General features: G+C 33.2%; 23 protein-coding genes. 10 read left to right on the forward strand and 13 right to left on the reverse strand.

The features are described 5' to 3' along the window. Positions 1–1068, reverse strand: coding sequence for a BamA/TamA family outer membrane protein (locus D9R05_RS02640; protein ID WP_121665652.1), 1068 nt, complete (start codon positions 1066–1068; stop codon positions 1–3). 133 nt (positions 1069–1201) lie between these two features. Further along, positions 1202–1612, reverse strand: coding sequence for a DUF4293 domain-containing protein (locus D9R05_RS02645; RefSeq protein WP_121665653.1), 411 nt, complete (start codon positions 1610–1612; stop codon positions 1202–1204). Positions 1613–1818: 206 nt separating this feature from the next. Here D9R05_RS02645 and rho point away from each other — a divergent pair, with 206 nt between their 5' ends. Beyond that, positions 1819–3468, forward strand: a complete 1650-nt coding sequence (gene rho, locus D9R05_RS02650; protein ID WP_121665654.1) for a transcription termination factor Rho — start codon at positions 1819–1821, stop codon at positions 3466–3468. Between the two features lie 98 nt (positions 3469–3566). On the opposite strand, the gene ettA is transcribed toward rho, so the two are convergent. The 4 genes from ettA to D9R05_RS02670 form a co-directional block, all read right to left on the reverse strand. Next, entirely contained in the window at positions 3567–5258 is a 1692-nt protein-coding gene (gene ettA, locus D9R05_RS02655; RefSeq protein ID WP_121665655.1) for an energy-dependent translational throttle protein EttA, read from the reverse strand. Between the two features lie 94 nt (positions 5259–5352). Continuing rightward, positions 5353–6030 carry a DUF4377 domain-containing protein gene (locus D9R05_RS02660; protein ID WP_121665656.1) on the reverse strand — a complete coding sequence of 226 codons (678 nt, stop codon included), beginning with the start codon at positions 6028–6030 and terminating at the stop codon, positions 5353–5355. Between the two features lie 6 nt (positions 6031–6036). Beyond that, positions 6037–6501: a DinB family protein gene (locus D9R05_RS02665; RefSeq protein ID WP_121665657.1), complete on the reverse strand. Its 465-nt coding sequence runs from the start codon at positions 6499–6501 to the stop codon at positions 6037–6039. Continuing rightward, positions 6501–6677 (reverse strand): CAL67264 family membrane protein, encoded by a 177-nt coding sequence (locus D9R05_RS02670; protein ID WP_162984879.1) that lies wholly within the window; start codon positions 6675–6677, stop codon positions 6501–6503. The genes D9R05_RS02665 and D9R05_RS02670 overlap by 1 nt, the downstream gene beginning before the upstream one ends. 258 nt (positions 6678–6935) lie before the next feature. Here D9R05_RS02670 and D9R05_RS02675 point away from each other — a divergent pair, with 258 nt between their 5' ends. The 6 genes from D9R05_RS02675 (at position 6936) to D9R05_RS02700 (ending at position 13101) form a co-directional block, all read left to right on the forward strand. Further along, positions 6936–8579: an acyl-CoA carboxylase subunit beta gene (locus tag D9R05_RS02675; protein WP_121665659.1), complete on the forward strand. Its 1644-nt coding sequence runs from the start codon at positions 6936–6938 to the stop codon at positions 8577–8579. 129 nt (positions 8580–8708) lie between these two features. Next, a complete protein-coding gene (locus D9R05_RS02680) occupies positions 8709–10064 on the forward strand; it encodes a T9SS type A sorting domain-containing protein (protein ID WP_121665660.1) in 1356 nt (451 codons plus the stop codon). A 102-nt stretch (positions 10065–10166) separates the two neighbouring features. Further along, positions 10167–10706 carry an alpha-ketoglutarate decarboxylase gene (locus D9R05_RS02685; RefSeq protein ID WP_121665661.1) on the forward strand — a complete coding sequence of 180 codons (540 nt, stop codon included), beginning with the start codon at positions 10167–10169 and terminating at the stop codon, positions 10704–10706. 20 nt (positions 10707–10726) lie between these two features. Further along, positions 10727–11527 carry a TIGR00266 family protein gene (locus D9R05_RS02690; RefSeq protein WP_121665662.1) on the forward strand — a complete coding sequence of 267 codons (801 nt, stop codon included), beginning with the start codon at positions 10727–10729 and terminating at the stop codon, positions 11525–11527. Between the two features lie 126 nt (positions 11528–11653). Continuing rightward, positions 11654–12382 (forward strand): porin family protein, encoded by a 729-nt coding sequence (locus D9R05_RS02695; protein ID WP_121665663.1) that lies wholly within the window; start codon positions 11654–11656, stop codon positions 12380–12382. Next, the gene (locus D9R05_RS02700) at positions 12379–13101 is read left to right on the forward strand and encodes a hypothetical protein (protein WP_205589264.1); all 723 of its coding nucleotides are present in this window, start codon (positions 12379–12381) and stop codon (positions 13099–13101) included. The genes D9R05_RS02695 and D9R05_RS02700 overlap by 4 nt, the downstream gene beginning before the upstream one ends. A 349-nt stretch (positions 13102–13450) precedes the next feature. Here D9R05_RS02700 and D9R05_RS02705 read toward each other — a convergent pair whose 3' ends face one another. From D9R05_RS02705 to D9R05_RS02715, 3 genes are all read right to left on the reverse strand, one after another. Continuing rightward, positions 13451–14035, reverse strand: coding sequence for a DUF502 domain-containing protein (locus D9R05_RS02705; RefSeq protein WP_121665664.1), 585 nt, complete (start codon positions 14033–14035; stop codon positions 13451–13453). A gap of 133 nt (positions 14036–14168) precedes the next feature. After that, positions 14169–15122 carry a transketolase family protein gene (locus D9R05_RS02710; RefSeq protein ID WP_121665665.1) on the reverse strand — a complete coding sequence of 318 codons (954 nt, stop codon included), beginning with the start codon at positions 15120–15122 and terminating at the stop codon, positions 14169–14171. 30 nt (positions 15123–15152) lie between these two features. Beyond that, positions 15153–15998: a transketolase gene (locus D9R05_RS02715; protein ID WP_121665835.1), complete on the reverse strand. Its 846-nt coding sequence runs from the start codon at positions 15996–15998 to the stop codon at positions 15153–15155. 186 nt (positions 15999–16184) lie between these two features. On the opposite strand from D9R05_RS02715, the gene D9R05_RS02720 reads away from it, so the two are divergent. Further along, positions 16185–17819 carry a M1 family metallopeptidase gene (locus tag D9R05_RS02720; RefSeq protein ID WP_121665666.1) on the forward strand — a complete coding sequence of 545 codons (1635 nt, stop codon included), beginning with the start codon at positions 16185–16187 and terminating at the stop codon, positions 17817–17819. Beyond that, entirely contained in the window at positions 17819–18283 is a 465-nt protein-coding gene (locus D9R05_RS02725) for a hypothetical protein (RefSeq protein ID WP_121665667.1), read from the forward strand. Before D9R05_RS02720 ends, D9R05_RS02725 begins: the two co-directional genes overlap by 1 nt. A gap of 116 nt (positions 18284–18399) precedes the next feature. Here the strand turns inward: D9R05_RS02725 and D9R05_RS02730 are convergent, their stop codons facing one another. Genes D9R05_RS02730 through D9R05_RS02745 form a run of 4 tightly spaced genes read right to left on the reverse strand, consistent with a single transcriptional unit; the run spans position 18400 to position 22234 of the window. Next, a complete protein-coding gene (locus D9R05_RS02730) occupies positions 18400–19506 on the reverse strand; it encodes an AMP-binding protein (protein ID WP_121665668.1) in 1107 nt (368 codons plus the stop codon). Positions 19507–19561: 55 nt separating this feature from the next. Next, positions 19562–20509: a CPBP family intramembrane glutamic endopeptidase gene (locus D9R05_RS02735; RefSeq protein ID WP_121665669.1), complete on the reverse strand. Its 948-nt coding sequence runs from the start codon at positions 20507–20509 to the stop codon at positions 19562–19564. A gap of 4 nt (positions 20510–20513) precedes the next feature. Continuing rightward, positions 20514–21554, reverse strand: a complete 1041-nt coding sequence (locus D9R05_RS02740) for an o-succinylbenzoate synthase (protein ID WP_121665670.1) — start codon at positions 21552–21554, stop codon at positions 20514–20516. Continuing rightward, the gene (locus tag D9R05_RS02745) at positions 21554–22234 is read right to left on the reverse strand and encodes a metal-dependent hydrolase (RefSeq protein ID WP_121665671.1); all 681 of its coding nucleotides are present in this window, start codon (positions 22232–22234) and stop codon (positions 21554–21556) included. The genes D9R05_RS02740 and D9R05_RS02745 overlap by 1 nt, the downstream gene beginning before the upstream one ends. 202 nt (positions 22235–22436) lie before the next feature. On the opposite strand from D9R05_RS02745, the gene D9R05_RS02750 reads away from it, so the two are divergent. Then, complete coding sequence (locus D9R05_RS02750) at positions 22437–22895, forward strand: hypothetical protein (RefSeq protein ID WP_121665672.1); 459 nt, start codon at positions 22437–22439, stop codon at positions 22893–22895. The last annotated feature ends 42 nt before the right edge of the window (positions 22896–22937 follow it).

A 22937-nucleotide genomic window follows, 5' to 3' on the forward strand; every position in this document is an offset into this window, starting at 1 on the left:
TTAAAAAGATTCACCAATTCTAAAATAAACACCAAAGTCATCTTTCCCGACAGCAACATCTAAGCCTATATTAAATTTCACCTTTTTAAAAGCCTTATAACGATAGCCTACTCCTGCTCCAGGATAAAGATCCCAATCAAAAGATTCGTTTTCTGAACCATAAAGTGTAGATAACCCACCAAAACCTACTAGTCCCATTTTTGAAGAAAAATTCCAACGGTATTCTCCTTGTAAAGCTAAAAGACCATTACCTCTAAATTTTCCTTCAGAATAACCTCTTATATCTTTTCCGCCGATAGAAATTTGACGTTCAAACGGAACTTCACCTAAACCAATTTTACCGCTAAGTCGAGCGGCAAGTACATCCTTATTTTCACGCATACTTAAATAATGATCTAAACTAGCAATTATTCTGTCAGAAGCTAATTCATTACCTAACCATTCCGGGGATGTTTCTAGTTTTAATTTTGCTCTATAGCCTTGGGTTGGATAGTAAATATCATTTCGCTTATCTAATAATAGACTTCCCTCTAAACTATTCAATTCGGTTGTTGAAGGAAGCTTTCCATTAAAATAATCCGTTTCATAATAAGCGTGTGTTAGCGAAATTCCTGCAAATAAATCATTCACAATTTTTCGCTGTGCATCTACACTAATTATTTTAGCCTTAGTGGCATAATCATAAAAACCCGGAACTTCAGCATCAGTTACATAAAATTGAGAATTATAATCTCCTAATACCACAAAAGCACTCAAGCGCCAATGATCTTCTTGCAAATAAATTTTTGTGAATCCTGTAAAAAAATACGACTTATTGGTTGTATAAACACCGGCTACACCGGAAATTGAGGGAGGAGAAATGGTATCGGTTTTATCTACATCGTACATCAACATCGGAATAACACCAAACATTGCTTTTAGATTTCTATTATAACTAACATAAGGCATTACCGTAAACTCAACTGAATTCTCAGAAACACTATCTTTTTTAACCGAAACATCCACCTCTTGCTGCGCAAAACTGTTTTCTGTTAATATACATAATAAAATGAGCAGAATTTTTTTCATAAATTCTATTTTACTTAAAAATAGTATTTTTTTGGTTTCCTTTTGAAAAACTGACTGTACAAAAATTCAATAAAAAAACCCGAAAGTAAAACTTCCGGGCTTTTCACGCACTAATACTACTAAGATGTTAGGTTTATCGCAATCGATCTACAGATTTTACGAGTGCTTCATCCTTTTTGATAGCCTTATTGGCTAAAACTAGAAAAACGATAGAAATAATCGGAATTAGCATCCCAATACCTTTCTCTGAGATTTGCATCTCTCCAGGTACGATTAGTGACCAATACACAAAAAATCCTAGTAAAATAAAGTTTAATATTATATTAAGTCGCCCCATTACAAATTGAAGCTTTCTGTTTTTAAACAAAAATATAGTTACTAAAGCTAAAATTGCAGATAACAAAAAACCACCTGATACTAATATTTTATCGTTTGCAAAAATTTCTTCTCCATTTTCTGTAGTCCAAATAGACACAAAAAAAGGCAATATAGCAGCAAGAAGAGCAACAATTAGTAAATAAATGCTTTGTATTCTTTGTAACATAATTTTGCTTAAGTGGTCACAAAAATAAGGGATTATTTTTTAAAATGCATCTCAAAATTTAAAATAAAGTCGTATAATTGCAATAACAATTCGTAACCACTTCAATAAAGGTTACTTATAACTTCAATTTTTTTTCAGTTTCCTTCTTCTTTGATTGAAACCTAAATTTCATTAAGAAAACCAATTATTATATATTTTTGAATTAAATGTTAGAAATTTCAGAATTAAAAGCCAAAAAGCTTCCTGAATTACAGGAAATTGCAAAATCATTAAACGTTCCAAAATTTAGAACACTTAAAAAACTAGATTTGGTTTATCAGATTTTAGATTACCAAGCTGCAAATCCTCATAAAGTAAAAGAAGTTTTAAGTGACGACTCTTCTACTTCAAAAAAAACTTCCTCACAACCACCAGAGAAGCCTAAACGAACGAGAGCTCCAAAACCAAAAACAAATTCACCAGAGCAAAAAGATAAAAAAACTTCTTCTGAATCTGTTAACGAAAAACCACAAAAAAAACAACCGAGCTCTCATAAAAAGAAAGAAGCGGTCAGCAATAAACCACAAGAAGAAAAACAACATTCTAACAAGAATACTACCCACAAAAAGAATAACGCTTCTTCTTCAAAAAACAGCCCGAAAAAAGAAAATACAAAAAACGATTCTCGCAATAATAATAAGAACCATAAAAACAACGGGAACCGCGATAATCGAAATCGATACCGCGAACCTGATTATGAGTTTGATGCGATTATTGAAAGCGAAGGCGTTTTAGATATTATTCAAGATGGTTATGGATTTTTAAGATCATCAGATTACAATTATTTATCATCACCAGATGATATTTACGTATCACAATCTCAAATACGTTTATTTGGCTTAAAAACTGGAGATACAGTTCTTGGCCAAGTTCGTCCACCAAAAGAAGGAGAAAAATATTTCCCGCTTATAAAAATTAATAAGATAAACGGTTTAGACCCGCAAGTAGTTAGAGATCGTGTTTCATTCGAGCATTTAACTCCGCTTTTTCCGCAAGAAAAGTTCAATATTGCTGAAAGACAAAGTACGGTTTCTACCCGAATTATGGATTTATTTAGTCCTATCGGAAAAGGTCAACGTGGTATGATTGTATCACAACCAAAAACCGGGAAAACAATGTTACTAAAAGACATTGCTAATGCAATCGCTGCTAATCACCCGGAGGTTTATCAAATTGTTTTATTAATTGATGAACGCCCGGAGGAAGTTACAGATATGCAACGTAATGTTCAAGGAGAGGTTGTAGCTTCCACTTTTGACAAAGAAGCACATGAACACGTTCGTGTAGCCAATATTGTGTTAGATAAAGCAAAACGCTTAGTAGAATGCGGACACGATGTAGTAATTCTACTAGACTCAATTACACGTCTTGCCAGAGCCTACAATACTGTACAACCGGCCAGTGGTAAAGTATTAAGTGGTGGTGTTGATGCCAACGCTTTACACAAACCAAAACGTTTCTTTGGTGCAGCCAGAAATATAGAAGGTGGAGGTTCACTTTCTATCATTGCAACTGCCCTAACGGATACTGGATCCAAAATGGATGAAGTGATTTTTGAAGAATTTAAAGGAACAGGAAACATGGAACTTCAACTGGATAGAAAAATATCAAATAGAAGAATTTTCCCTGCAATAGATCTAACTTCTTCAAGTACCCGAAGAGATGACTTACTATTAGATGAAACCACCGTACAACGTATGTGGATTATGCGTAAATACTTAGCCGATATGAATCCGGTTGAAGCCATGGAGTTCATAAACGACAAAGTAAAACAAACTAGAAATAACGAAGAATTTCTTATTTCAATGAATGGATAAAAATCATTCGCCTTTATATATCAAAAAACCTCGAGAATAATTTCTCGAGGTTTTTTTATCGGTGATTGTTATTACAATAATATTTTTTTACTAAAAATTTATCTTGTTAATTTCTTATATTTTATTCGTTTAGGCATGGTATCCCCACCAAGACGTTTTTTCTTATTCTCTTCGTAATCAGAAAAGCTGCCTTCAAAGAAATAGACTTGAGAATCTCCTTCAAAAGCAAGAATATGCGTACAAATTCTATCTAAAAACCAACGGTCGTGAGAAATAACAACGGCACATCCGGCAAAGTTCTCTAAACCTTCTTCTAACGCACGAAGTGTATTTACATCTAAATCGTTAGTTGGCTCATCCAGTAAAAGTACGTTGCCTTCTTCTTTTAGCGTCATTGCTAAATGAAGTCGGTTACGCTCTCCCCCAGAAAGCATATTCACTTTTTTATTTTGTTCGCTTCCGCTGAAGTTAAATCGGCTTAAGTAAGCTCTAGAATTCACTTCACGGCCACCCATCATCACTAGATCTTGTTCGTCGCTAAAGTTTTGCCAGATGGTTTTTTCAGGATCAATATTGCTATGACTTTGATCAACGTAAGCGATTTTTGCTGTTTCTCCTACTTTAAATTCTCCTTTGTCCGGATTCTCTTCTCCCATAATCATTTTAAAAATGGTGGTTTTACCGGCTCCGTTTGGACCAATAATTCCTACAATTCCTGCTTGTGGAAGTTTAAAGTTAAGGTCTTCATATAATAATTTATCATCAAAAGCTTTGCTAACGCCATCTGCTTCAATAACATTTGTTCCTAAGCGCGGACCATTGGGAATGTAGATTTCCAATTTCTCGTCCATTTGCTTTTGATCTTGACTTAATAATTTATCGTAATTATTTAAACGTGCTTTTTGCTTAGCTTGTCTTCCTTTAGGTGCCATTTTAACCCATTCTAATTCTCGCTCTAAGGTTTTTTGACGTTTGGAAGCTGCCTTTTGTTCTTGTGCCATTCGTTTAGATTTTTGATCTAACCAAGAAGAGTAATTCCCTTTCCATGGAATACCTTCTCCTCTATCAAGTTCTAAAATCCATCCGGCAACGTTGTCTAAGAAATAACGGTCGTGCGTTACAGCAATTACCGTACCTTTATACTGCTGCAAATGATGTTCTAACCAATGTACAGATTCTGCATCTAAGTGGTTGGTAGGCTCATCGAGCAACAGAATATCCGGTTCTTGTAACAGTAAACGACATAAAGCTACACGACGACGCTCACCTCCTGAAAGTACACTTATTTTTTTATCAGGATCTGGCGTACGCAAAGCATCCATAGCGATTTCTAATTTCGTGTCTATTTCCCATGCGTTAGAAGCGTCAATCTCGTCTTGTAATTTTGCTTGACGATCCATCAATTTTTGCATTTTATCGGCATCTTCATACACTTCCGGTAAGGCAAACTGATCGTTTATAGAATTATATTCATCTAAAACAGCCATAGTTTCAGAAACACCTTCCTTCACCACCTCTAATACTGTTTTTTCTTCATCTAATTCTGGCTCTTGTTCTAACATTCCTACAGAATATCCGGGTGAGAAAACTACATCACCTTGGTAGTTCTTTTCTTTCCCAGCGATAATTTTCATCAAGGTAGATTTACCCGAACCATTAAGTCCTAAAATTCCAATTTTTGCTCCATAAAAAAAGCTTAAATAAATATTCTTTAAAACAGGAGTATTCGCATTTTTATACGTTTTTGTAACCCCTGACATGGAAAAAATCACTTTCTTATCGTCTGCCATTCGTCTATTTTTTTATTGAATTTGTATTCTTGTCGTCTTCAAAAATACGGAAAAGTTATGGTTTATTATTTATAATATGCTGAATGAAATTTACCTAGTCTATTTTTTTAAACTGAAGTACTTTTTCATCATTTTTATCGAAAAAATAAAGGCTTAATTTATCTTTTTTATAATATTTAGTTTCTTGTAATGCTTGCGTATAAGCTTGTGCTAACTTTATATTGCTACACATTTTTTTTGTGGAACCAATTCTTACAAATGTAATTTCATCAGCTGAAAATTTTTCAATTTTGCCGGCGTAATTATTACAGCCGTCAAATCCAAAAATTTGCATTTTTGAAAGATTAACCTCTAAACGCGGTCTTTTAGTTTCTTCTCCAATTACTTTATCGCCTATCTTTTCTACTGCCCAAATATCATTTAAACTAAAACGCTCATCACGTTTTTCTTCCATAACTTCAACCAATTCATATGAAATTGAAGAAGCATCTGCTGGTACTTTTTTTGCATCTAATTTGGTTTCTTTCACCTTTATTTGCTGAAAATAGCCCGGCTTATATTCAAACCCTTTAATTGAATTATAGAAGAATTCCCATTCTATTTCACTACTTAGTTTTTTTTCATCTGAAGTTAGCAAACACATTTTTTTTCCTGCACCGGCATCACATTGTTTTTTGTAACTATTTACCCAAAGAGTTTTTAGGTCATTATTTTTCTTAGCGCAAGAAAAACTAACAGCAATAACTGAAAATAATAAGAGTATTTTTTTCATGGTATTTTATTTTTTGTCGTATAAATTTAATTCTCGTAAAATAAGAACTAATTGTCCGGTATGATAAGCTTTATGTTCTATCAGTAATAGTATTTCTCTTAACAAGCTATGTGTGTCACTATTTTTTACGGGTTTATTCAGTTCATTTTTTTCATCTTCCAAAAAATGGATTATGTTTTCTAAACTTTGTTGATATTCTTGTTGAATATTTTCCCATTCACTTTCAGATTCTGGAGATCTGTGTTCTGGCCAATAATCTTCAGGCCAATTTGGTGCTTTATAAGTATTGTTTAAACAATAAGCGACAATATCTTTTTGAGCGTAGGTAATATGATAAAAAACTTCGTAAAAAGAATAAGGTATCTTTTGAGGACGCTCTCCTAATTTTTTGAATGGAATTTTCGGCAATAATTTTTCTAAAGGAACAAATGCCTCTCCACTTAAAAGATGTCTAGCTAATTGGTTGCGCATTAAACTCTACCTTTTAAAGCATTAAAAACCCAAGCAATAGCAAAAAAACCAATCCCCACAGCAGCAAAACCATACCCGGCAATTTCTCTATATTTAAATGCACCTAAAGCAATTAAACCAACGCCAACTAAAATCATAATAAATGTGGCCCAAGCCAACACTGTATTTTTATTCATTCCCATGTTTAAATTTCTTTTTTCTGTGGATTTACGTTAACTTTAAAATTCTTTAAAAGCTGCATAATTACAAATATCTAGCTTTTCTACCAGCTTTTTAGTTATTAAAATTATAAGGTTTTTGTATTTTCGTTGCAAAAATAATGAAGCGTGAAGGATTGAACGGCTTGTTTAAGCTCTTTTTATGACTGAAAGAAATAAAAAAGCGAGTAGTGAAAGCCTGAACCTGAAAGGGACACGCCAAAATAAATTTACAAAATGGATATAAAATTTAATAAAAACGAAGACCATAACAAGCTTTTGGTTGCTGATTTAAACAGTAAACTTAAAAAAGTACATTTAGGTGGTGGTGAAAAAAGAATTGAAAAACACCATGCCAAAGGAAAAATGACCGCACGCGAACGCATAGATTTTTTATTAGACGAGCCAAAAAATGCTGTTGAAATTGGTGCTTTTGCCGGCGATGGTATGTACGAAGAACACGGCGGTTGCCCAAGTGGTGGTGTTGTGGTTAAAATCGGAAAGGTCTCTGGAAAGCAAGTAATTGTTGTAGCCAATGATGCAACTGTAAAAGCAGGAGCTTGGTTCCCTATTACCGGAAAAAAGAATTTGAGAGCGCAAGAAATTTCTATTGAAAATAAATTACCAATTATTTATTTGGTAGACAGCGCCGGTGTTTACTTACCCATGCAAGATGAAATTTTTCCTGATAAAGAACATTTCGGACGTATATTTAGAAATAATGCCGTAATGAGCAGTATGGGAATAACCCAAATTGCCGCTGTAATGGGGAGTTGTGTTGCCGGTGGTGCCTATTTACCAATTATGAGTGACGAGGCAATTATCGTTGAAAAAACAGGAAGCATTTTCTTAGCGGGAAGCTATTTAGTAAAAGCTGCTATCGGAGAAAGTATTGACAACGAATCGCTTGGTGGAGCAACTACACATTCTGAAATTAGTGGCGTAACCGACTATAAAGCAAAAGATGATAAAGATGCATTAACCAAAATCCAGAATATTATGGATAAAATTGGTGATGTAGATTCTGCTGGGTTTAACCGTAAAAAACCTGCTGCTCCAAAATTAGATCCTGAAGAAATTTTTGGTCACTTACCGGCAAAACGAAGCGACCAATACGATATGATGGAAATCATTAACCGCTTGGTTGATAATTCTGAATTTGAAGAATACAAAGCCGGTTATGGACAAACTATTATTACCGGTTATGCCAGAATAGATGGTTGGGCTGTAGGAATTGTAGCCAATCAACGTAAAATTGTAAAAACAACGGCTTCTAAAACCAAACCTACCGAAATGCAATTTGGTGGCGTTATTTATTCAGATTCTGCAGATAAAGCAACTCGTTTTATTGCCAATTGTAATCAGAAAAAAATTCCGTTGGTATTTTTACAAGACGTGACCGGCTTTATGGTTGGAAGTAAAAGCGAACACGGCGGAATTATAAAAGATGGTGCTAAAATGGTAAATGCTGTAAGTAATTCAGTTGTGCCAAAATTTACAGTCGTAATAGGAAATTCTTATGGAGCTGGAAATTACGCTATGTGCGGAAAAGCTTACGACCCTAGATTAATTGTTGCTTGGCCTAGTGCAGAATTAGCAGTAATGAGCGGAAATTCTGCTGCAAAAGTTTTATTACAAATTGAAACTGCCGCATTAAAGAAAAAAGGTGAAGAAATTACCGAAGAGAAAGAAAAAGAACTTTACGATAAAATTAAAGCAGACTACGATAGACAAGTAAGTCCGTATTATGCAGCTTCTAGAATTTGGACCGATGCAGTTATCAACCCGTTAGATACCAGAAAATGGATCTCTACAGGTATTGAAGCAGCTGACCACGCTCCTATTGAAAAAGATTTTAATTTAGGTGTTATTCAAACCTAATCGAAAAATAATTTATATTTACAAAGCGGTTGTTTTAAAAGATAGCCGCTTTTTTTATAATCAATTCTAAATAAAAATCTTGTAAAATCTATATGATATTTTTTATATTCGGTTAAAATTCAATTATTTATGAAATTACAATTACTTTTTTTAACAAGTTTATTTAGCTCAGTTTGCTTGGCTCAATTTAATCCTGCCCAAGTAATTGATGATGATGCAACTTCTGGTGGAATTAAACATATTTATGCTGAAGATCTCAACAACGACGGTCTTAAAGAAGTGGTTGTAGCCAGAGGTTATAATTTTGATAATATCACAGTTTATCAAAATAACGGCAACGGAAACTTTTCAGAAAATTTAATCGATAACTTGGCAGAAGCAGAATACGTAACCTCAGCAGATCTTAACGAAAATGGTTTTCAAGACCTAATTGCGCTATCAGAAAGCGGCGGAAATCTACTTTGGTATCCAAACAACAACGGAAATATAGGCTCGGCAATCCCTATTGATAGTGAAGTCTCTTTCGGTAAAAGTATTGTTTCTGCAGACTTCAATAATGATTCTCATACAGATTTAGTGGTTATTTGGCAGCACGCAATCAACTTTTATGAAAATGATGGAAATGGCAATTTTACCAAAAACGAAATTTTAACGACTTCAACTTCACCAAATATTTTAGAGTGCTGGACACTCACCAAAGCAGATGTAAATAACGATGGGAATATGGATGTTATAACCGGCGAAACCATTGGCGGTGTAATTTATGTAAACGATGGCAATGCAAATTTCACCCCTCAAACCTTTACAGACAGTAGTCATTCTACAATTACATCCTTAGCCATTTTTGATGTTAATAACGATACTTTTTTAGATGCTGTAATTCATAGAGCAACTGGAGACATTAGCCTATATATAAATCAAGGTAATAATTCAATGAATTTCAATTTTCATTCAGATCTTATGCAAGTCAATTCCTCTTCCATTAAATTAATAGAGTATACTGATGTTAATGATGATGGAAATATGGATCTCTATACTGCTTTTGATGGAAAACCACGTGTTTTTGTAAACGATGGAAATCTAGATTTTTCTAATGAAATAATTCTAGATGATAACCAGAATATTTTTGTTGATGAAGTTTTTGTGTCAGATTTAAACAACGATGCTAACAAAGAGTTTTTCTGGTCTGCTGCAGGAAACACGCTGGCTTTTCAAACATTTGGTAATTTATCCACGGAAAAATTCGGTCAGTCAAAATTGAAAATATTTCCAAATCCGACGAAAAATTTCATTCAAATTCAACAGGAAAAAAATCAACTTTTTAGCGCAAACATTTATTCACTTCTAGGAAAAAAACTAGTACCAGAATTTAAGCTGAAATCGAACACCAAAATTGATGTGAGTTTTCTATCTCCCGGAATTTATTTATTGCAAACAACTACCGAAAACGGAAAAAGTAACTTTCAAAAATTTATTAAAAAATAAATTTTTGAAATTAGAACCTTTAAAATTTAAAACCGTTTAGAAAGCTTTCACGAAATAAGTTTTATTGCTATTTTTATAAACATCTACTTAAAACTCGTTTTCATGAAACTCTTTACGAAAAGCCATTTACATCATTTTATTATTGTTTTATTATTTTCATCAGCAAGCTTTTCTGCTTCTGCACAATTTCAAAACACTGCTAACAACAATTCCTTTATGGATAATGTACGGTTTGGTGGCGGACTCGGACTGAGTTTTGGCAACGACTTTTTTAGTGGTTCCATAACACCAAGTGCCCTTTATCAAGTCAATCAATATTTTGCAACTGGTGTTGGTTTAAACTTTACCTACTCTAGTTTTGATAATGATGAAGCCTTTGTTTATGGTGGAAGTATTATCGGTATTGTTAGCCCGTTAAGAGAAATACAACTTTCAGCAGAATTTGAGCAATTAAGAGTAAACCGAACGTATAGATTTAATGGGAATTCTTTAGAAGACGATTATTGGTATCCCGCCTTATTTTTAGGTGCAGGCTATAATACCGGCCCGGTTACCATTGGAGTTCGATATGATGTTTTATATGATGATGAGGATAGTATTTATGCTAGTCCGTTTATGCCATTTGTCCGAGTTTATTTTTAAAAACTTATTAAAAAAAAATTATGAATGCACACGAAATAGATTACAAAATTTTTGGAGAAGAAATGCAATATGTCGAAATAGAGCTCGACCCAAACGAAGGTGTTATTGCTGAAGCTGGTTCGTTTATGATGATGGACCAAGGAATAAAAATGGAAACCATCTTTGGCGACGGCTCCGCAACTGACAGCGGTTTTTTTAATAAAATTTTAGGCGCAGGAAAACGCTTACTTACAGGAGAAAGTTTATTTATGACTGCCTTTTACAATCAACAGCAAGGTAAAAAACACGTTAGTTTTGCGTCTCCATATCCCGGAAAAATAATCCCGATAGATTTAGAAAAATTTAATGGTAAATTTATATGTCAAAAAGATGCCTTTTTATGTGCTGCAAAAGGAGTTTCTATAGGAATTGAATTTTCTAAACGAATAGGTAGAGGCTTTTTTGGCGGTGAAGGTTTTATAATGCAAAAATTAGAAGGAGATGGAATGGCCTTTGTTCATGCCGGCGGAACAACAGCAGTAAAAGAACTTGCCCCTGGAGAGCAATTGCGCGTAGATACCGGCTGTATTATTGGTTTTGATGCAAGCGTAGATTACAACATACAATTTGTTGGCGGTATAAAAAATACACTTTTTGGTGGAGAAGGAATGGTTTTCGCAACCTTAACCGGACCGGGAACCGTTTATATACAATCGCTTCCATTTAGTCGTTTAGCAAGTCGTGTATTTGCAGCAGCACCTAGCGGAGGAGGTAAAGATAAAGGGGAAAGAAGTATTCTCGGAGGCTTAGGAAATCTACTCGATGGTGACAATCGGTTTTAACAGTTTTATGATATAAGAATTGAATTCTTTGTAACTGAAAAAATCTAATCAAAAAAATACTTATCTTTATAAATAACGTACTTCTTAACTCTTCTATTTTATAACAACTGATAAAATCAACTTTTTATGAAAAAAACAGTTCTTAGTATTTTTTTATTTTGTTGCTTTTGTCACTATGCAAATGGACAGGTTCTTATTTCATTAATTTTTGGCGATAAATTAAATTCAGATAAAATTGAATTTGGCTTAGAGGGTGGTTTAGTAAACTCTAATATAGGTGAGATAGATAACGCTAAAAGATCTAATGGTTTTAACCTGGGCTTTTATTTTGATTTTAAATTAACCGAAAAAAGTTATATTCATACAGGGGTGATTGTTAAATCACCACTCGGAACCAAAAATATTAGTCCATATTCTTTAGGTAATGAAAATTTAGACATCCTATTACAAGAAGCTTCGATTAAACGTAAACTACGCTATTTTAATGTTCCCGCACTTTTTAAGTACAAACTTCACAAACAATTTTTTATTGAAGGAGGTGTGCAAACTGGATTATTAGTAAAAGCTTTTGATGAATTTTCTGCTTCAGTTCAAAAAGAAGATGATTTAGTTTTTAAAAATGATATTAAAGATGAAATAACAACCTTAGATTTTGGACTGGTGGCTGGCTTGGGTTATCGGCTAATTAAAGGAAATGGAATTACAATTGGTGTTAGGTATTACGGTGGCCTTGTTGACATTCAAAAAAATATAAACGGAATGCAGCAAAACAATGCCTTTTATTTTTACGCCGGTATTCCTATTGGTGTAAAAAAAGCTCAAAAAAATAATACGAAAAAAAAATCTGAACTATGAAAAATTTTCGTGCACTACCCTCGTCAAAAAGTAAAAGTCTTTTAGTTATAATTATACTTAGTTTTTTTACTTTCATATCTTCAGAGAAAATACAAGCTCAAGGCTTCGGAAAATCAGATCTTCCTGTATATAAAAAGTACTACGATAGTTTAAAAAAAATGGATTATCCATATATTTTTCCAATTTTGGGAAAAAAAGCCTACAAAAAAGGATACGATTTACCTTTTGCTTGGGGAGCTAGCGGAGTATATTTCACACAACGACAAGAAATTACAATCAACAGAACCTTAATTGGATTTAATGGCAGTAGTAAAGTAGACATTAGTAATTTTATAAATTTCGGACCTACAATAGCCACTACCAATGCATATACATTTAGACCCGATTTATGGGTATTTCCTTTTTTAAATATCTATGGTGTTATTGGAGGCGGTACAACCGAAACCGAAGTGAATTTACTAGCTCCAATTGGTTTGCAGACCTCGCAACGTTTTGCAGTTTCTTCCTTTGGTTTGGGAGCTACATTAACCGGAGCCGTTGGACCTATTTGGATTGCCTGGGATAACAATTACAACTTTGCAGACATAGAAGTAATCGTTGAACCCGTTCCTGCATTTAACAGTAGCATTCGCTTTGGTCACGCAATTATGAATCCATCTAAACCCACAAATTCGCTTTCAGTATTGGGTAGGCGCCTTTTATCAAGCTATCCAAAATGATACAGAAGGCAGTATTCCCCTACAAGATATATTTCCCGATATAGGAAATGGTAATGCCATAAATAGTTTAAAAAACTGGGCTGAAAATTTACCTCCTGCTCAACGTATTGTCGTTAACCAAATAATTTCGAAATTAGAAGAAGCTAATAACGGAGGTGATATTTCAGATAGCACTATTGACTATAAATTAGATAAAGAAGTTGCTGCTCCTTTTAATATGATCTTAGGTGCACAATATCAATTTAATAAACGCTGGATGTTACGAACTGAATTTGGAGTATTTGGAAAAAGAAGTCAGTTTTTACTGAACTTAAATTATAGATTTCAAGGGTTTTAGAAAAAAATCGCTTTATTTATTCATAAAAAAATTTCCATCTCTTCCAAAACTGCTTAACGATTTCATTGCTTCTTTCATAGAGATAAAAATAAAATCGCAGTCATCTTTTGCAATATAACGTAATTCTCCGGCGTCTATTTTTGGAGCATCCGGTATGTAAATACTATTGTAGTTCTCTTTTAAACCTGTTATAAAAGCAATGTTATAATGATTATCTTCTTTCAGTAAAATTGCTTTCCAATTATCGTCTTCTACTGTACTGGGCTTATCACCTAACAATCGATATTTAAGCATTTGTAAACTAGGAAACATCAAAAAAAGATGATCTTCCATTTGCTGTCCCCAATCATTTATCAAACCTTTTTGTACTAAATAACCACTTAAATAACAAAAAACCAAAAGTAAAAATAGAGTAACTATTGTTACAGTGGTGGCTCCAAAAACAGAATGAATTTCTAATATATCAACTAGCTCTCTTCCCAGTGGAAGTAAAATTTTTATGGCATGAGTTAATAGAAAAATAATTATCAATAAAGGAATTAAAAAAAATATTCCTCCTAAAATTACTGTACGAGATGAATTACTAATAATTTTCATAAATGCAGTTTTAAAATAATCAAGCTAGTTAGTAATTACTAAATATAACTATTTTTAGAATGCCATTTAATAACAAAAAAAGCTTGATTTTTATAAAAAATCAAGCTTTTAAAAATTTATAAGAATACTTATTCTATTTTCTACTCATCACTTTTTCTGAAGCTTTTACAATTGAAGCTGCATTTAAACCGTATTTCTCCATTAATTGAGCTGGTGTACCGCTTTCTCCAAAAGTATCTTTTGTGGCAACAAATTCTTGTGGAGTTGGATTATTTTCAGCCAACACTCGCGAAACACTTTCGCCTAAACCTCCTAAGAAATTATGTTCTTCTGCAGTCACTACACAACCTGTTTTTTTAACAGATGCTAAAATTGCTTCGGCGTCTAAAGGTTTTATAGTGTGAATGTTAATCACTTCTGCTGTAATTCCTTTTTCTTCTAATTGTTCTGCGGCTTGTAAAGCTTCCCAAACTAAATGTCCGGTTGCTACTATTGTAACATCATTTCCTTCAGTTAATTGAACAGCTTTTCCTATTTCAAATGTCTGATCTTCTGGTGTGAAATTAGCTACTTTTGGTCTTCCAAAACGTAAATAAACCGGACCATCGTATTCAGCAACTGCTAGTGTAGCAGCTTTAGTTTGGTTATAGTCGCACGTATTAATTACAGTCATTCCCGGTAACATTTTCATCAAACCTAAATCTTCTAAAATTTGATGTGTTGCGCCGTCTTCGCCTAGGGTTAAACCAGCATGAGAAGCACAAATTTTTACATTTTTACCAGAGTAAGCTACACTTTGTCTAATTTGATCGTAAACTCTACCTGTAGAAAAATTAGCAAAAGTTCCAGTGAAAGGAATTTTTCCGCCAATTGTCATTCCTGCAGCCATACCAATCATATTAGCTTCGGCAATTCCTACTTGAAAAAATCGTTCCGGATGATTTTTTTTGAAAGCATCCATTTTTAAAGAACCGGTAAGATCTGCACAAAGTGCCACTACATTTTCATTCTTTTTACCTAATTCTTCTAAACCGGCTCCAAATCCAGATCGTGTATCTTTTTTTCCTGTATCTATATATTTTTTCATCGCTTTAATTTCTAAATTTTAAACTTTTCTTTAGTAATCACCTAAGGTTTCCGGATTTTGCTTCAAACCAATTTCTAGTTGTTCATCGTTTGGTGCTTTTCCGTGCCAAGCGTGTGTATGCATCATAAAATCAACACCATTACCCATAACAGTATTTAAAATAACACAAACTGGTTTTCCTTTTCCTGTTTTGGTTTTTGCTTGCTTTAAACCTTCAATTACAGCAGAAATATCGTTTCCTTTTTCTATGGTTAAAACTTCCCATCCAAAGGCTAAAAATTTATCTTTTACATTTCCAAGCGGTAGAACATCATCGGTAGAACCATCAATTTGTTGACCGTTTAAATCTACACTTGCTATAAGATTATCTACTTTATTACTTGCGGCGTACATAATTGCTTCCCAATTTTGGCCTTCTTGTAATTCACCATCTCCGTGAAGAGAATAAACTAGATGAGAATCGCCATTTAGCTTTTTAGCTTCAGCAGCACCAATAGCAACAGACATTCCTTGACCCAAAGATCCCGATGCTACTCTAATTCCCGGTAAACCTTCGTGGGTTGTTGGATGACCTTGCAATCTAGAATTTATATGTCTAAAAGTTTGTAATTCTTCTACAGGAAAAAATCCGCTCCGTGCTAATACGCTGTAAAAAACCGGTGAAATATGACCGTTGGACAAGAAAAAAAGATCTTCATTTTTTCCGTCCATTGTAAAATCAGTAGAGTAATCCATAACTTCTTGGTAAAGTGCAGTAAAAAACTCTGCACAACCTAGAGAACCTCCCGGATGCCCTGAGTTTACTTTGTGTACTTGCCTAAGAATATCTCTTCGCACTTGCGTGACAAAATCTTCTAATTGTGTTGTGTTTGGCATGATGTAAATAGCGTTAAATTCAGTTTGGTGCAAAAGTAATTTTTAATTATAAGGTTTTAAAGGAAATATGCCAGCAATTTTATTTTTTGAAGTCAATTTAACTAACCGTAATATATTTTTTAAAATGTAGAAACGCTTCGGTTAGCTATAAACTTTGTATTTTTGATATAAACTTTCGTTTTCAATATGAAAAAAATCACGCTTCTTTTTTGTCTTTTTTTATTTAGTACAACGCTTCAAGCACAAATTTTACATCAGCATAAAAATTATACCAAAGCTGATACTTTAAGAGGTTCGCTAAGACCGGAGCGTTCTAATTTTGATGTTTTAAAATATAATCTTTCTGTAAAAGTAATTCCTGACAAAAAATATATTGAAGGGGTTAACAGCATCACTTTTAAAGTTTTAGACAAACTACCGGTAATGCAATTGGATCTTTTTGAAAACATGAAAATTGATTCGATTATTTTTCAAGGTAAAAAACTGACTTATAGACGCGAGTTTAATGCTGTTTTCATCAATTTTGAAAATCCGCTACAAAAAAAACAACAGAAAAAACTTGATTTTTATTATTCAGGAAAACCTGTTATTGCAAAAAACCCTCCGTGGGATGGCGGCTTTATTTTTACTAAAGATAAAAACGGAAAAGATTGGGTAAGTGTTGCCGTACAAGGTACCGGCGCTAGTTTATGGTATCCTAATAAGGATCACCAAAGTGATGAACCCGAAGAAACCGAAATACATATTAGTGCTCCATCAAATTTAATGGCAGTTTCTAATGGGCGATTGATCGACAAAAAAATTATTGACGAAAAATTTACCCAATGGAATTGGAAAGTCAAAAACCCCATTAACAATTATAATATCATTTTAAATATTGGTGATTACATTCATTTTTCTGAAACTTATAATGATCTAGACCTCAACTATTACGTTCTTTCTTATAACAAAGAAAAAGCTAAAAAACAGTTTGAACAAGTACAACCGATGATGGACTGTTTTTATGAAAAATTTGGCGCTTATCCCTTTGCCGAAGACTCTTATAAATTAGTTGAAACTCCATTTTTAGGAATGGAACACCAAAGTGCAGTTGCTTATGGTAATTATTACAAAAATGGCTACTTAGGCAACGATCTTTCAGGAACAGGTGTAGGTTTAAAATGGGATTTTATTATTATACACGAGTCGGCACATGAATGGTTTGGTAATAGCATTACTGCTTCTGACATTGCCGATATGTGGATTCACGAATCTTTTACTTCGTACGCAGAATCGGTTTTTGTAGAATGCGAATGGGGTAAAAAAGAGGCATTAACGTATTTAAAAGGTTTACAAAGAACAGTCAGTAATGATGCGCCAATTATTGGAGATTACGGCGTTAATAAAGAAGGTTCTGGAGATATGTATTATAAAGGCGCTAATATGCTGAACACCATTAGAAGTGTTATTAATGATGATAAAAAATGGTGGAGTTTACTGAAAGACTTTAGTTTAAGTTTCAAACATAAAATCACCAATACAGCAGAAGTTGTGAGCTTTTTTGATACAAGGACTGAAGAAAATTTAACGCCAATATTTAATCAATATTTGCGGTACGCAAAATTACCTGCAATTGAATTTAAAGCAGAAGGGAAAAGCATTTTTTACCGCTGGAATGTTGATGCTAAAAATTTTGAAATGCCCATAGATGTTTTTATAGTCGAAGAAAAACAACGCCTCTACCCTACTTCTGAATGGAAAAAACTAAAGGGGAAAATAGAATTAAGCAATATTAATATTGATGACAGAAATTTTTATGTCAATACAAAAAAGCTTCGGTAATGAAAGACAATGTTATTTTTGAAGAAGTACAGCATAGCTGGTGGATTCGTCTTTTGTTTTGGGTAATTATTATTGCGCTAGGCTGTTCTTATTATTTTCAATGGGGAGAAAATCCCATATCCTTAGCGGTATTCTTAGGAATTGGCGCCCTTTTATTAGTCACCTCTTTTGTGTTTAGTACGCTTCGAATTCAATTAACAGCAACAGAGCTAAAAGCAAGTTTTGGTATAAAATGGTTAACACAAAAAGTAAACGTTTCTGAAATTGATTTCTCAACGGTGAAAGTAGAAAATGCTCCAATTCTATACGGAATTGGTTTACGATTAACCCCAAAAGGAACACTTTATAACACGAAACCCGGAAAAGCAATTTGGCTAAAGTCAATTAATGGAAAGACTTTTTTTGTAGGGACTGAAAAAGCAGAGGAATTAAAAACTCTAATTTTGAGTTTAAAGCAGTTATAATATCTGATTTACGTCACCCTGAACTTGCTTCAGGGTCTCATCTTTTTGTGAGTGTAATGCTGAATCAAGTTCAGCAAACGTTTTCTAATTAAAGAATCCTATAGGATAAATTTATTTTAAGCCAAACGAGCCTTCAACGTGTTTACTCGATTGATTTTCCCGGTGTGCGTTTCTTCAAATTTTTCAACAAAATAAATTTTCTTCGGAATTTCGTACTTATCTAAACTATCGAGTTTTTTTAATTGCTTTTTTATTTCTGCTAAGGCTTCTTCAGAAAAATCTCTTTCTATAAATAGAACTACTTTTTCTCCCAAAGAATCATCTTGCAGAGCGGTTATAAAAAAACGTTGTAAAATAGTAGTCTGCAACTTTCGTTCAACCTGTTCTGGATGAATTTTTATTCCACCAGAATTTATCACATTATCAAATCTACCTTTTAAAATAAATTTTTTATAGGTGATTAATTCAACTACATCATTGGTTGTAATTGTATTTGAGGCAACTTTTGGAGCATTTATAACCAAGCAATTTCTATCATCAACAGAAATTTGAACATCAGGTAAAGTTTTAAAAGGAACAAAAGTTTTCTTTTTATTTTTTTTACCGTTTACTTTTCTAGCCGCAATATGCGTAACGGTTTCGGTCATTCCATAAGTTTCGTAAATTTTGGTATTAATTCCTTGTACTAATTTTTTAAGATAGACAGAAACCGCTCCACCGCCAACTATTAATTTTTTAATTAAATGTAATCGACCCAACGAATTATCAAGTTGAAACGGCGTCATTGCACAAAAATCATAACGTTTATACAATAAATCTAACGGATTAGATTTTGGCTGCACGCAATCGATATGCCAGCCTAAGACCATGGCTCTAACCAACATCATTTTTCCGGCAATATAACTTACCGGTAAACATAAAAGCGCCGTGGTTTCTTCAGGAAGTTTAAAAAATCTTCCGGTAGCTAATGCGCTATTTACCATATGCTTTTTTAAAACCTTAATTTCTTTTGGAGTACCTGTAGATCCTGAAGTTTTTACAATTACATAATCCTTTTGGTTTAGCCATTCTTGTAAAAAATCGCCTATTTCTTGCTCAAATACTTCTCCTTCTTGTTGATATTTATGCGCAATTTTAACCAAAGAAAATTCATCAGCTTGAAATTTATTCAACTTAAAAGAAGGATGAATCCCTTGTATATATTGATCAAAATTTTGAATCATAAACAAATATCAGCAACAACTTGTAGTTAATTGTTACTAAAATAACAAGATATTTTTAATTCTCAGCATTTGAAGATATTTCTGACACTTCAATTTTCCCGAAAAGCTTTTCTTTCCAATTATTCCAACGATATACTTTTGCCATAATCAGTAAAAAAATCGGGTAAATAATTAATACCGGAAATAAAACATCTAAGCCCTCACTCGGTTTTGAAATATCTTTCAAAATAGATTCTGATTGAAAAGCGGTCCAATCTGCCGTTACCAGCAAAACCCCAATTAGGTTATTGCCTGCGTGAAAACCTAAGGAAAGTTCCATCCCTTCGTCCATTAACGTGATAATACCCAGAAATAAACCGGTACCAATGTAATAAACCATAATAATATTCCCCATTTGACCGACTTCTGGATTAAAAAAATGTAAACCGCCAAAAATTAACGAAGTCATAAGTAGTGGAAACCATCTATTTTTGGCAAATAAACCAAAGCCTTGCATTAAATAGCCTCTAAAAACATATTCTTCTAAACTAGTTTGAATGGGTACCATAACTATAGCAATACAAAAGAGTATAAGAAAAGGAATAGGCTGAAAATTAAATATATAATCACCGGGATTCGTTTTAAAATCAATAATTGTTACTACAATTGTAAAAACTGCTACTAGTGAAAATCCAAAAAATATGCGTTTCCAATCTATTTTTCTACGAGTCGTGGTAAGCAATTTAAAAGGTTGCTGATGTAATCCTTTTAAAGCACCATATAAACCAACAAAACCAACTGCAAAAGAAAACAACATTAAAAATGTAAGCCAGTTAGTGTTTAATAAATTCATGGCCTCTTGCATGCTTGTTTCCCCCTTTGCTAATTTTTCAATACCTCCTTCAAAAACCATAGCAATAACTAAAGGGATTTGACCAATAACTGAGGCTATTATAACTAAAACTGATCCTATTAAATATCTCCAAAAATCATGTGGATATTTAACTGCTTGTGCTATAAACATAAACTTATTTTAAGATTATTGTATCCCAACTTTTTTTGGGGTTGTAGGTTAAAAATTCTTTTTTTACGGTTAAAGGACTATCAATATTATTGGTATATAAACTACCTGTGCCTAAGCCTTGCGGTAATTTTGTTTTATGTGTATATGTCCATTGTGCAATTGCATTTAGGCCCAAATTACTTTCTAATGCACTGGTAATCCACCAGTCTATTTCATTTTGTTCTGCTGCGCTAATCCAATCTTGGCTTGCTTGAAAACCACCAAGTAAACTAGGTTTTAAAATGATGTATTGTGGCTGTATGGTTTGTAGTAATTCTTCTTTTTTTGTTACGGAGAAAACACCTATTAATTCTTCATCTAAAGCAATGGGCAAAGGAGTTTTTTTACATAAAGTTTTCATAGCTTCAAATTGCCCTTGCTTTATTGGTTGTTCTATGCTATGTAAATCTAACTTACTCAATTTTTCTAATTTCAACAAAGCTTCATCCGGATGAAAAGCACCATTGGCATCTACGCGAAGTTCTATGGTTTCTGAAGAAAACTCTTTTCTGATATAGCTCAACAAGTCCAGTTCTTGTTGAAAGTCTATAGCTCCTATTTTTAATTTGATACAAGAAAACCCTTGTTCAATTTTTTCTTCAATTTGCTTTTTCATAAAAGATTTCTCTCCCATCCAAATCAATCCATTGATAGGAATTTTGCCCGAACCTAAGGTAAAATCAGAGGGAAATAATTCAAACGGATTTTTTACTGATAAGGATTGAATTGCCATTTCTAATCCAAATAAAATGGCTGGAAATTCTTCTAATTGATCTCGTAAAAAAGAATAGTCTTTATTAATATTTTTACACAACCATTTTAATTTTTCTTCAAAATCTGGACGATCATCTATACTTAAGCCTCTTAAAATACCGCATTCGCCTACTCCAATTTTACTTTGATCTTCTATTATTAAAAACCAAGTTTCTTTAGTATGAAGAACGCCCCGCGAAGTTCCACTGGGGCGTTTAAAATTTAAAATATGCCTTTTATATTTTGCTTTCATTATATTTCTATACTTTCTCCGATTGGCAGCAAAATTAACTCTTTATTTTTCATCCTAAACTTTTCTTTAGCCACTTTATGATCAATTTTTATATAACCAAAAGTATCATAATGGCATCCTAAAATTTTATTACATTCAATATAATCGCTGGCTACAATGGCATCGTCTACTCCCATCGTAAAATTATCTCCAATCGGTAAAACAGCTAAATCTAGTTTTGTTCGCATTGGGATTAGCTTCATATCCATCGTTAAGGCTGTATCTCCCGCAATGTATATATTTTTTTCGGCAGCCTCAATCACAAATCCTCCAGGTTGTCCTCCATAACTTCCATCAGGAAAAGAACTGGTATGAATTGCATTTACATATTTTACTTTACCAAAATCAAATTGCCATTTTCCTCCATGATTCATCGGGTGAACTTCAAACCCTTTGTCTGCGTAATGATTTGCTATTTCATAATTACTAACAATCGTAGCATCTGTATTTTTTGCTATGGTTTCTGCATCTAAAATATGGTCTTGATGCGCATGAGTAAGCAAGATGTAATCTGCCTTTAATTTATTGATATCAATTTTATCTTTTGCTAAATCATTTCCTGTAATAAATGGATCAACAATAATATGCTTTCCGGATACTTCTATCCCTAAAGAATTTTGACCGTAGAATGATATTTTCATAAGTAATAGCTTTTTATTTTTTACTCCCTGAAATTATAAAAAGTATTACTGTAACACTATAAATTCACAATAAAATAACATTTTGATCAATTGTTAAAAATAAAATATACCCAGAATCAGGTATTTACTTGAACGCTTCTAAATGTGATCTTTGGTAAACAAAACAAACCGTATTTAGATCATGAAAAATTACAATCATTTTATGAAAATTATCATCTGCATAAATGTAATGATGAGTTTATTTTCTTGCGACCAAAGCGATGAAACTGAAGTTGATCTAATTGGAAACGAAGGAAACCCTCGCTTTAACTTAGAATTTGATAGAAGTGATGGAGCCGATTTAGATTTGTATGTAAAAACACCTAATGGTGTAATGATGTATTTTGCAAACCCAAGTTATGAAGGCGGAAAAGTAGATGTAGATTGCCTTTGTGGAGATTGCCCCGATGGTCCTAATGAAAATATTTACTGGAAAGAAGGCACAGCACCTACCGGTAAATATGAGTATTGGGTTGAATATTATGACAGTTGTGGTAATATCCATAAACCAACAGATTTCACCTTAAGAGTAACACAAAACGGAAAACTATTAAGTTTACAAAATGGAAAAATAAGAAAAGGAATTAGCGAAAAATTTGTACATACACAAAAAAAGCCTTAAAACCGACTGGCATTAAGGCTTCGCTAAAAAAACAATTTTACT

Source organism: Mesonia aquimarina, from assembly GCF_003667275.1.
GTDB classification, from domain to species: Bacteria; Bacteroidota; Bacteroidia; order Flavobacteriales; family Flavobacteriaceae; genus Mesonia; species Mesonia aquimarina.